Source organism: uncultured Romboutsia sp., from assembly GCF_958366745.1.
In the GTDB taxonomy this organism is placed as follows: Bacteria; Bacillota; Clostridia; order Peptostreptococcales; family Peptostreptococcaceae; genus Romboutsia; species Romboutsia timonensis.
On the sequence record NZ_CATXCO010000056.1, the window covers coordinates 1 to 11,800 of the forward strand.

Genomic DNA, 11,800 nt, shown 5'->3' on the forward strand with positions numbered 1-11,800 from the left:
CCTTTGCACATTCAATTTGAGTTTACCTTACCTTTTATATTTTTCATTTTTTATGTATATAGAAATCAAACCTGGACATAATATTAATGTAAAATCAAACATACTCAATCTCCCCCATTAGACTTCTATTTTCCCCCAATAGAAGTCTTTTTTTATAAAAATAAAGACACCCATTAATTTGGATGTCTTTATCTTTATAATTCTATTATATCTTTTAGTTCAAAATCTAATTCTTCTATAACTTCTTTCAACTTAGTTATATCTATATCATCCTTCATATCAACTATTGCATATTTGTTCTCTAAGCTAATTTCTATAACTTCAACTCCTTTTATATCTTCTGTAAGAGCTGTATTTAAGTGATTAACACAGTGGTTACAACTCATGCCATCTATTAATAATTTCTTTTTCATATTAATATACCTCCTTATACCATATATAGGTATATTGTATCATAATATTTATTATATATATATATATATTAAAGTTAAAAATACAGGTATTATTTCTAATTTAAATATTATCAATAAAATTTTTAATTGTTGCAAAATAAAAAATAGAATTCTAGTGAATTCTATTTCATTGGTGCGGAAAGCGGGACTTGAACCCGCACGAGTACATACTCGCTACCCCCTCAAGATAGTGCGTCTGCCGATTCCGCCATTTCCGCATATTTTACTTATACTATAAGAATAATTAACTTATAATACTTAGTCAACATTTTTAATATAATATTAATATAAAAGCACCTAATAAAATTATTAGATGCCTTTATATTTATTTAGCTATATCTAAATTAGTAATGCCTTCATATATATCAAAACTATTAGGACTTATTTTACCTTCTATTCTTCTATTAGTTACTATATAATCATATCTAATAACTAAATTCATAAATAATGCATTTTCATTTACATATTTTTGAATTGATTTGTATATATCTCTTATTTGAGATTCTGTAGTTGCATTTTTTAACGAATTAATATAATTAGTTAATTTCTCATCTTCATATCCTATACTCTCAAGTATATTAGTTGCATCTGGCACTAAAGATAATTCCCATCCAACTAATGCTAAATCATAATTTTTCTCATTTAAAGCTTTATTCATATCTTCAATTGATAGCTCTTCAATTGTATTTTTGATTCCTATATCTTTTAAATTATCACTTATTATATAAGCTGACTTTTTTCTTTCAGGATTATCTTTATTTACTATTATTTTTAAATTTAATTTTGATATTTGCTCCTTTATTACTTTCTCTTTATCCTCTTTTGTAGTTGTTTCATTATCAGTTATATTATCTTTTTTATTATTTGTTTCTAAATTTGATTTATTAAGATCTTGTACTGTATTTTTATTATTTTTTGTATTCTTATCTATATTATTAATATTTTCATTTGTCTCAAGAGTTACTTCTGATAAATATTTTTTAGCCTTTTCTTTACTATACTCTAAAGTCTTTATATCTTTATCATAATATTTTGACTTAGAATTAAGTGGAAAGTTTACTAAAGTAGCATTATTTATATACCCTTCCTCAAGTATCTTATCCTTATTAATCGAGCTTATTATAGCTTTCCTAAAGTTTATATCTTTAAAAAATTCATTATTATAATTAAAAAGCAAGCATTCATAATCTCTACTTTCATATGTAGTTGTTTTAAACTCTTTTTCATAGAATTTACTTAAATCATCTAATGAAATTTTGGCTATATCACTATCTAATGATATAACCATAGATACTTGCGCTTCTTCATCTGGGACAATTTCAACCTCTATATTTTTTGCTGTTGATGGAAGTTGACCATAATAACTATCATTAATAATTAATGATATGTTTTTTCTTTCCTCATAATTTTTTATTTTATATGCACCATTACCTACTAGATTATTTTTGTAGTTATTTATATTCTTATCCTTCTCTAGTTGTTTTTCTGATACTATAGGAAATATCAATGTATCTATAGAAAAAGCATATTTATCATTAAAATTTATATTAAACTCTTTATCATTAATTATTAATATAGATGATATGTTTTCAACTAATGCATTATATGGACTATCTATATTTTGCTTAATTAAATCTACAGTAAATTTTACGTCACTAGAAGTTAATGTAGTTCCATCATGCCATTTAATATCTTTTAGCTTAATATTTATACTCATACCATCATTTTCTATTTTATATTCTTCTACTAACTGAGGAACTGTATCATAATTTTCGTCTATAGTAAATAAACTATCATATATTAAGTTCATTATATAACCGACTGACTTATTTTTATTAGTTATCGGATTTATAGTTTCAGGTTGCATCATAGTTAAATTTATAGTTTTAGAAGTTATTGCACTAGGTTTATTCTCTAGAACTTCTCCACTTTCTTCCTCCATGCTGCATCCAACTAAGCTAGCTACCATAACTAGAATAATCGTCATAAATTTTATCTTATTCATTGATTTAACCTTCCTTGCTATATAACTTGTTGTACATTTTATAATTCTTAGTTACTTTTTTTACATACATTGAAGTCTCTTCAAACGGTATCAAATCTAGTGATTTTCCATCTTTACTATAGCTATAATCACTTAGCCATTTATTAACATTACCAGAACCTCCATTATATGCTGCTATAACTAAATCCAATCGCCCAAATTCTTTATATAATTTATTTAAATACCAGCAACCTATTTTTATATTAGTCTTAGGATCAAATATATCTATATCTCCTAAATTCATTTCTTCTTTTGCCCATTCTCTTGTTATATCACTTATTTGCATAAGTCCCTTGGCACCTTTGTGAGATACAGCATCTTTTTTAAACTTGCTTTCAACTTTAATAACACTATATACTAAATTTTCATCTAAACCAAATTCCTTCGAATATATTTCAACATATTCTGAATACATTCTAGGATATAATATTTTATTAATCGTATCCTTTTCTATAAGTAAAGAAGTAAATAGTATTATAATAATAGCTAAAACAAAAAATATTTTTTTCTTAGCCACGCCAATTCTCCTTCATATATAATAAAAATTCTTTTGTTTTCTCTTTAAGTTCTTCTAAGTCTCCAGAATTGTCTAATACATAATCTGCATACTTTACCTTATCTTCTTGACTTATTTGAGAGCTTATCCTGCTTAAAGCTTCTTCTTTGCTGCAATTATCTCTTTTTTGTATTCTTTTTATTTGAATATCCTCATTACAAGTTATAACTAACACTTTATCAACTATCTCTAAATAACCAGCTTCTATTAATAAAGCTGCATCTATTACTATTATATTTTTATTAAATAATTTAACTTTTTCTATTTCACTTAGTATCTTTTCCTTAATTTTTGGATGTGTTAAGTTATTTAACTCTATAAGTTTATTATCATCATTAAATACGATATTGCCTAAAGCTTTTCTATTTAAACTTCCATCTTCATTTTTTATACTATCACCAAAATGTTCAAATACTGAAGCTAAAAGTTTTTCATCTTCAAAAATTTTTCTAGATATTATATCAGCATCTATTATATTTATATTGTTATCTCTTAATATATTAGATAGGCTACTTTTTCCACATCCTATACTTCCTGTTAATCCTAATATAATCATAAAACACCTACTTTGTATCGTACCAAGAATCACCTATGTTTAAATCTACATCTAAGTTTACATCTAAACATACTGCATTTTCCATCTCATCTTTAACTATCTTTTTAACTATATCTATTTCACTATCTACAGCCTCTACTATAAGTTCATCGTGAACTTGAAGTATAAGTTTAGATTTTAAATTATTTTCCTCTAATTTTTTATATACATTTATCATAGCTATTTTTATTATATCAGCTGCACTTCCTTGTATAGGTGCATTCATTGCTGCTCTTTTTCCTGCATTTCTTAACATGAAATTGCTTGATTTTATCTCTGGTATATATCTTCTTCTATTTAATATGGTAGTAACATATCCATTACTACTAGCATCATCTATAATATTATCCATAAATTCCTTTATCTTATTATATTTATTAAAGTAATTTTCTATATACTCTTTTGCTTGCTTTACTGGTATATTTAAGTCTTCCGATAATCCAAAGTCACTTTTACCATAAACTATTCCAAAGTTTACAGCCTTTGCATCGCTTCTTTGTTTACTAGTTACCTCATCCATACTAACATTAAATACCTGAGATGCTGTTTTTGTATGTATATCTTCATTATGTTTAAATGCATCTATCATAGTCTCATCTTGACTCATATGAGCAAGTACTCTAAGTTCAACTTGAGAATAATCTGCATCTACCAACTTACATCCTTTATCTGATATAAATACTTTTCTTATATTTCTTCCCATTTCAAGTTTAACCGGTATATTTTGTAAATTAGGCTCTGTTGAAGAAATTCTTCCTGTTGTAGTTATCGTTTGATTAAATGATGAATGTATTCTTCCATCTATAGGATTTATTATAGATAATAACCCTTCTACATAAGTCGAATTTAATTTTACTATTTGTCTATACTCTATAATTTTATCAATTATTGGACTTTGATCTTTTAATTTATCTAATACTTCTGCATTAGTTGAGTAGCCAGTCTTCGTCTTTTTAATTACTGGTAGACCTAGTTTTTCAAATAATATTACGCCTAATTGTTTAGGAGAATTTATATTAAATTCTTCTCCTGATATTTCATATATTTCACTTTCAAGTTTTTTTATTATTTCTTTAAATTGTGAACCTAATTCATTTAGTTTTTCCTTATCTACTTTTACTCCTTCATACTCCATATCTGCTAATACTTCAACTAAAGGCATCTCTACATGATATAGTAGTCCATCCATATTACTTTCTTTTAAGTTTTCTTCCATTATTGGCATAACACTTTTCACAGTGTCAATTATCTGAGATATATGGCTACTTAGTTCTTCAAAGCTTAAATCTTGATATTTTTTAGCTTTTACACCTTTACCTAATAATTCTTCCTTTGTTTTTACTTTTTTAGTTAAATATTTCATTGCTATTGCACTACATTCATATGATGTCGATGACATTGAATCAATTAAATACTCAGCAATAGTTATATCAAAATATATATTTTCTAATTTTATACCATATGGTTTAAGTGCTATGTAATCATCTTTTAGATTATATCCTAATTTCTTTATTTCATTACTTGTAAATATGTATTCTAACTTATGTATGCTATTTTCTTCTACATAATATATTTTTTTACCATCCACACTTAAAAATATATATTTTATCCTTTTATCTAATATGTTACCTTCTCTTGTTACTGTCTTTATTATTAATTCATTATTTTCTTTTACCTTATTTATAAATTCATCTATATCCTCTAACTTGGATATTTCTACATTAGCTTCATTAACTATGTCTTCGCTCTCATCTAAACTTCCTATTCTTGGAATTAAGCTCGTAAATCCTAAATATTTAAATACATCTAAAATATCCTTTGTATTATAATTTCCATACTCCAGTTCTTCTAAATTAAATTCTACAGGAACATCTCTTATAATAGTTGCTAATTTTTTACTCATTATTGCTAGTTCTTTATTTTCTTCTAGCTTCTTCTTTGTACTTCCTTTTATACTATCTATATTATCAAATATACCTTCTATACTAGAAAACTCTTTTATAAGCTTTATACCTGTTTTTTCTCCTATTCCTGGAACACCAGGTATATTATCTGATTTATCTCCCATAAGACCTTTTAAATCTATAAATTGAGTAGGCGTCATTTCATATTTTTCAATAACCGAATCATAATCATATTCTTCAACTTTCCCAACTCCCTTTTTAGTTATTAAAGTAGTTGTTTTATTAGATGCAAGTTGTATAGCATCTTTATCTCCTGTAACTATATATACTTTAAACCCATTATCCTCCGCTATTTTAGAAACTGTTCCTATTATATCATCAGCTTCATATCCATCAATTTCTAGCCTATGTATATTAAATTTGTCTAGTAAATCTTTTAACGGTTCAAATTGCTCTCTTAATTCATCTGGCATTTTCTTTCTTCCTGCTTTATATTCCTTAAATTCTATATGCCTAAATGTAGGAGCTTTTCTATCAAAAGCAACACTTATGTGTGTAGGATTATATGTATCTATTATTTTAAGAAGCATATTAGTAAAGCCATATATAGCATTAGTTTTTAATCCTTCTTTATTACTCATTTCTGGTAAAGCATAAAATGCCCTGTTTATTATCGAATTTCCATCTATTATAACTAATGTTTTATTCAAATTTATCACTCCTATTGTTTATATAATTTAATTATAGCTATTATATACCAATGTCTATTATTTAATATTACCATAACATATTGTGAATATTAAGACTAATATATATTGCTAGTAATTTATCAAAGTGCTATAATATTTATATAGCATATGCCGGATTGGTGGAATGGCAGACGCGACGGACTCAAAATCCGTTTCTAATTATAGAGTGTGGGTTCGAGTCCCACATCCGGCACCACTATAAACACTATCTGTTATAGATAGTGTTTATTTGCTTTTTAATGTAATTTCAACTATTTCTGGTTTACAGTTCACCCTAGGTAACACTTTTGATCCACCTAATCCCTTACTTAATATCATAGTAGATTTCCCCATATTATACTCTCCTAAATCATACTTAGGAAAGAACTCTCTATTTGGAGAAAGTAATCCTCCTTTAATTGGAAGCCTAATTATTCCTCCATGTACATGACCTGCTAATACTAAGTCTGCCCCCCATTTTGAGTATCCATCAAAGAAAAATGGTGTATGTACTAATAATATGTTATATTCTCTATTATCTATTTTTCCTAATCTTTTTTCTACATCATATTTATTAAAATCTAAGCTCTTATTTTTATAATTTCTATTAAATAGATATGGATAGTACTTATATGGAATCACTAAACCATATATGTTTATACATTTACTATCTCTTTCTATTTTAACCATTTCATTCTCTAAATTAATAATATTTTTGGTATTTAGTTGTTTGAAATATTCCTTATACAATTCTTTATATTTATTGAACATTACCTTTTGTTCATGGTTTCCAATTATATGATATACTTGGTATTTTCTACTTAACTCATCTATTAATTTTAGTGCAATGCTAAAATCTTCATTTGCACCATCAATCAAATCTCCAGTTATACATACTATATCTGGCTTTAATTTATCTATTTTCTCTAATAAAATACTATTGTCTATTCCAAAACTTCTATTGTGTAAATCACTTATCTGAACTATTTTAAATTTATCAAATACTTTAGGTATTTTTCTACTTTTTACTTCATAACTTACACACTCTATATCTTCTGATTTATGCATATAATATCTATATCCACTAAGTAGCACAATAGCTCCACTTATAAGTAATTCTTTAAACATTATACTCCCTACCTTTTAAGAACTATATTTAACTAATATAAATCTTAAACTAATTATTTATAATTATATCAGTTTCTTAAAGTATATTAATATTATAATTAAAAAGAGACTATACTTGAAATAGTATAATCTCTTTTTTTACTATTAATCATCTTTTTTTACTTTATGATAAAGCTTTTGTGTCTTTGTTTTATTAGATCCACTATCTTTAGCTCCTATGTGTAAACCATTTTCTATTCCTAACTCAGAACCATGTTCAAAGTACATTTTTCTCATCTCTGCTTTTGATTTAGGTCTATCTTTAAGTCTATTTTTATTATTATCCATGATAAAATTAATCCTCCTCTAAGTCTTTCTTAAGATTAATTTATCCAAAGCTTTAATTCATATTCTTTTTTCAATATTACATTATTTTCTATTAATAGAATACTATAAACATTATTTTAAATTTATTTAAAGAATGAAAAGTCATTTAATAAATTTAAACCTTCACTTATTTCCACTATCTTAATATTTTCTATCTTATTAGAATTGTTATATACTAACATAATTTCATTATTTGAAGAATTTATTTTATTTAATAAATATACTTTTATATTTTTTTCTCTTTTATTATCATAAATCTCAAAATTTGCTGTGATATATTCTATGTCTTTTAAAAAGATTTCTATATCTTCTCCTATATATTTATCTAATTTTATATTTTCAAATTTATCTGGTAATAAATTAGTTTTCTCGCTATATCTATCTACCACTATATCTACACTTGATTTAATATTTTCTTTTTCATCTTTAGATAAAAGTTCATAAGTTTGAACATCCTTTACTATATTATTATCAAGTTGTATATATAAAGCACTACTTTTTGACTTGTCCACATTAGTTTCTTTTGGATATATCAATCTAATATTTTCTATATTATTAAGTTCTTCTATATTACTTATATCTTTCACTTTATCCATATCAATATAATAAGTAGTGCAGTATGGACGACCCATATTCTCTAATACATATTTATAATCTTTTCCAATTATTTCATTTACATTATTTTGTACTTTAGTCATAGTTTTTTGACAAGTAGCTTCATCTGCTATTTGTTGTACAGAATCTATACCTTTACTACTACATCCAGTAACTAAAAAAGCAAATGAAATAAAGCTAATCATTAATGCTTTTCTTATATTCATCATCTGCCCTTTCTTATTAATTATTTTAAAATTTAATTTACCTTTAATTCATTTTATTACTATATAATAGATTATATACTATTTTTTTTAATCTTATAAATACATACTTACTATTTGTAATGTTTTTGTAATAAGATGTAATATTAACTGAAATTATAAATTTAATTATATATATAAATAATTTAAAGGAGGTATTACTAATGGATGTTAAACAACTTGAAGCCTTTGTAGCTGTTGCTAAATACAAAAGTTTTTCAAAAGCTGCTCGAGAACTATTTTTAACACAACCTACAGTAAGTGCTCATATACAAAATTTAGAAAAAGAGTTGGATGCAGTTTTATTTAATAGAAATAACAAATGTATAACATTAACTAAGTCCGGAGAAATACTCTTAGAAAATGCAGTTTCTATATTGAATAATTGTAAAAAAGCTATATATGATATAAAAGAATATTCTGGTAAAATAGAAGGTTTGATCGATATTGCATCTAGTTCAATACCTGAAACCTATATCCTTCCTGATTTTATTAAGTCATTTTCTAGTAAATATCCAGATGTGAAGTTTAGTATAAGTCATTTTGACTCTCAATATGCTATATCTGAAATTTTAAATGGAAGAATAAGCTTTGGATTTGTGGGTTCAAAAACTTCTAATCCTCAAATAAAATATTTTGATTTAATAAATGATGAATTAGTTCTTATAGCTCCAATTGATTTAAATATAGATAATGATAATGGATATATAGATATAGATGAACTAAATAAACTTAAATTTATAATGAGAAAAGAAGGTTCTGGAACTAGAAATTTAACTTTTAATATACTAAAAGGACACAATTTTAATATTAATAATTTAAATATACTTGCTTATGTTGAATCTAATGAAACCATAAAAGAGATGGTTAAGATAGGTCTTGGTGTTTCTTTTATATCATACAAATCTGCTAAAGACTATATAAAAAATAATAAATTAAAATTCTATAGAGTAAAAAATATTAATTTTGCTAGAAAGTTTTATTTTATTTATTCTAAGAAAAAGGCATTTAGTCCTCTAGAAAATAAGTTTTTAAGCAGCTTATGTGAATATTTTGATATAAAAAGAGAAATAGACTAAAAAAGTCTACTTCTCTTTTTATATTATAAATTTATATTAAAAAATGCTTTATATCCCTTATACATTTCATACATATCTACCTTTGAAACTATTTCATAAGGTGAGTGCATATTTAATACTCCTATACCACAGTCTATAACCTCTGCACCGTAGTTAGCTAATATATATGCTATTGTTCCACCACCACCTTGGTCAACTTTTCCAAGTTCAGCAGTTTGCCATACTACATTACCTTGATTAAATATTCTTCTTACTTCAGCCATAAATTCAGCATTAGCATCATTACAACCACCTTTACCTCTAGAACCTGTATACTTACTTAAAACTAATCCATGTCCCATATATGCAGAATTTCTTTTGTCATATACTTCAGAATAATTTGGATCATATCCTGCTGAAACATCAGCAGATAATACTTTCGAATTTGCCATAGCTCTTCTTACTTTTAATTCAGAGTAATTTCCTTCTAATTCTATAAGTTCAGCTACTGTATTTTCAAAAAACTTTGAATGCATTCCCGTATTTCCTTGAGATCCAACTTCTTCTTTATCTACACATAAAGCAACAGCACAATATTCAGGGTCTTTAGTATCTATTAAAGCTTTTACTGCACCATATGAACAAACTCTATCATCATGTCCATAAGCTAATACCATAGATCTATCAAGGCCTAAATCACGAGCCTTTCCAGCTGGTACTATTTCTATTTCAGCACTTAATAAATCTTCTTCTATAATTCCGTATTTACTATTTAGTATTTTTAATATATTTTCCTCTATAGCCTCTTTTTCTGAACCTTCTAATGGTATACTACCAATTAGTAGGTTAAGTTGTTCTCCTGTTATACCATCTGCAAGCTTCTTTTGCATTTGATCCTGTGCTAAGTGTGGTAATAAATCAGTTATACAAAATACTGGATCATTTTCATCTTCTCCAATACAAATGTCTACTTTTTGTCCATCGTTTAATATTATTAAACCATGTATAGCAAGTGGTATTGTAGACCATTGATATTTTTTTATTCCACCATAGTAATGTGTCTTAAAAAATCCTAAATTTGCTTCTTGATATAGTGGGTGTGGTTTTAAATCTATTCTTGGAGAATCTATATGTCCTCCTATTATTTTCATACCATTTTCTAATTTATTTTTACCCATTATAAATAAAGCAACTGCTTTATCTTTATTAACTGCATAAATTTTATCTCCTGGATTTACCTTTCCATTGTTCATAGCTTCATCTATTGATATATATCCATTTTCTTTAGCCATTCTTACAATTTCTCTAGCTGATGTTCTCTCTGTTTTTCCAACATCTAAAAAGTGCATATATCCTTTTGAGTAGTTCATTACATCATCTAGTTTATTATTTTCTCTTTCAAATTCCCAAGCATTTTTTGCTTCGTACTTTAATCTCATATTATTTACCCCTCCTGATTTTATTTTTAATTCTTTTTATTCTTCATTTCTTGTTCATATTCCTCTGGAGAAACTACTTTAATGTTCTCTAATCTTGATTTAAAATGAGATCTAAAATGTGCTAAGTACTCTTTTCTTAAAACTTCTCTTTCTGCTAATTCCTCAGCACTTAAACCTTCTGCTTTATTTTTCTTTGCTAATTCGTTTATTCTGTCTAGTTTCTTTTGATCAAACATGTATTAATTATACCCAAACTAATTTGAGTATTCTCCTTTCTTTTGTTATTTAGTAAAATAATATATTACTTTTATCATTTAGTTTATATTTGTATTTTTCTAAGAAATCATCTATATTATCACTTATTATAGATATTCCCTTTTCTATTTCTTGTATACTAGGGTTGGCTATATTTATTCTAAAAAATCTGTCATCTATCAAATTATCAAAAAAATAAGTTCCTGGCAATACAGCCACACCTTTATTTAACATATATCTAGCAAATTCATGAGAAGAATATCCTCTTGGTAATTCTAGAAAGAAATTCATTCCTCCGTCTAAAGATTTCATTTTTAACTTATTGCATAACTTATTACTTATTAATTCTTTTGCAAATAAATATTTTTTAGTATATACTTCCTCTACACTTTTTAAATATTTTTCTAAGCTAAAGTTT

At 25.6% G+C, this 11,800-nt stretch carries 12 protein-coding genes and 2 tRNA genes; 2 read left to right on the forward strand and 12 right to left on the reverse strand.

Annotated features, from left to right (window positions below; translation table 11 throughout):
- Positions 1-194: 194 nt before the first annotated feature.
- From Q5F54_RS05710 to polA, 6 genes are all read right to left on the reverse strand, one after another.
- The gene (locus tag Q5F54_RS05710) at positions 195-413 is read right to left on the reverse strand and encodes a heavy-metal-associated domain-containing protein (RefSeq protein ID WP_281537627.1); all 219 of its coding nucleotides are present in this window, start codon (positions 411-413) and stop codon (positions 195-197) included.
- 170 nt (positions 414-583) lie between these two features.
- Positions 584-670 (reverse strand) — tRNA-Leu (locus Q5F54_RS05715).
- Positions 671-777: 107 nt separating this feature from the next.
- Positions 778-2,457, reverse strand: a complete 1,680-nt coding sequence (locus tag Q5F54_RS05720) for an ABC transporter substrate-binding protein (RefSeq protein ID WP_281538535.1) — start codon at positions 2,455-2,457, stop codon at positions 778-780.
- A 4-nt stretch (positions 2,458-2,461) separates the two neighbouring features.
- Positions 2,462-3,013 carry a lytic transglycosylase domain-containing protein gene (locus Q5F54_RS05725; protein WP_281538536.1) on the reverse strand — a complete coding sequence of 184 codons (552 nt, stop codon included), beginning with the start codon at positions 3,011-3,013 and terminating at the stop codon, positions 2,462-2,464.
- Positions 3,006-3,608, reverse strand: coding sequence for a dephospho-CoA kinase (coaE, locus tag Q5F54_RS05730; protein ID WP_071121285.1), 603 nt, complete (start codon positions 3,606-3,608; stop codon positions 3,006-3,008). The genes Q5F54_RS05725 and coaE overlap by 8 nt, the downstream gene beginning before the upstream one ends.
- A 7-nt stretch (positions 3,609-3,615) precedes the next feature.
- Positions 3,616-6,261: a DNA polymerase I gene (gene polA, locus Q5F54_RS05735; protein ID WP_281538537.1), complete on the reverse strand. Its 2,646-nt coding sequence runs from the start codon at positions 6,259-6,261 to the stop codon at positions 3,616-3,618.
- Positions 6,262-6,410: 149 nt separating this feature from the next.
- On the opposite strand from polA, the gene Q5F54_RS05740 reads away from it, so the two are divergent.
- Positions 6,411-6,496, forward strand: a tRNA-Leu gene (locus Q5F54_RS05740).
- A 29-nt stretch (positions 6,497-6,525) separates the two neighbouring features.
- Here Q5F54_RS05740 and Q5F54_RS05745 read toward each other — a convergent pair.
- From Q5F54_RS05745 to Q5F54_RS05755, 3 genes are all read right to left on the reverse strand, one after another.
- Positions 6,526-7,407 (reverse strand): metallophosphoesterase, encoded by an 882-nt coding sequence (locus tag Q5F54_RS05745; RefSeq protein WP_071121287.1) that lies wholly within the window; start codon positions 7,405-7,407, stop codon positions 6,526-6,528.
- Between the two features lie 144 nt (positions 7,408-7,551).
- Entirely contained in the window at positions 7,552-7,734 is a 183-nt protein-coding gene (locus Q5F54_RS05750; protein WP_071121288.1) for a hypothetical protein, read from the reverse strand.
- Between the two features lie 122 nt (positions 7,735-7,856).
- Positions 7,857-8,594: a hypothetical protein gene (locus Q5F54_RS05755; RefSeq protein ID WP_071121289.1), complete on the reverse strand. Its 738-nt coding sequence runs from the start codon at positions 8,592-8,594 to the stop codon at positions 7,857-7,859.
- A gap of 200 nt (positions 8,595-8,794) precedes the next feature.
- Between Q5F54_RS05755 and Q5F54_RS05760 the strand changes: the two genes are divergently transcribed.
- On the forward strand, positions 8,795-9,709 hold the full coding sequence (locus Q5F54_RS05760) for a selenium metabolism-associated LysR family transcriptional regulator (RefSeq protein WP_281537263.1): 915 nt from the start codon (positions 8,795-8,797) through the stop codon (positions 9,707-9,709).
- A gap of 23 nt (positions 9,710-9,732) precedes the next feature.
- Here Q5F54_RS05760 and Q5F54_RS05765 read toward each other — a convergent pair whose 3' ends face one another.
- The 3 genes from Q5F54_RS05765 to Q5F54_RS05775 form a co-directional block, all read right to left on the reverse strand.
- Positions 9,733-11,127 (reverse strand): aminopeptidase, encoded by a 1,395-nt coding sequence (locus tag Q5F54_RS05765; RefSeq protein WP_281537262.1) that lies wholly within the window; start codon positions 11,125-11,127, stop codon positions 9,733-9,735.
- A 26-nt stretch (positions 11,128-11,153) separates the two neighbouring features.
- A complete protein-coding gene (locus Q5F54_RS05770; RefSeq protein ID WP_071121292.1) occupies positions 11,154-11,363 on the reverse strand; it encodes a DUF896 domain-containing protein in 210 nt (69 codons plus the stop codon).
- 49 nt (positions 11,364-11,412) lie between these two features.
- Positions 11,413-11,800, reverse strand: a 388-nt coding sequence (locus tag Q5F54_RS05775) for an aminotransferase class I/II-fold pyridoxal phosphate-dependent enzyme (protein WP_302334090.1), incomplete at its 5' end; no start/stop codon positions are given.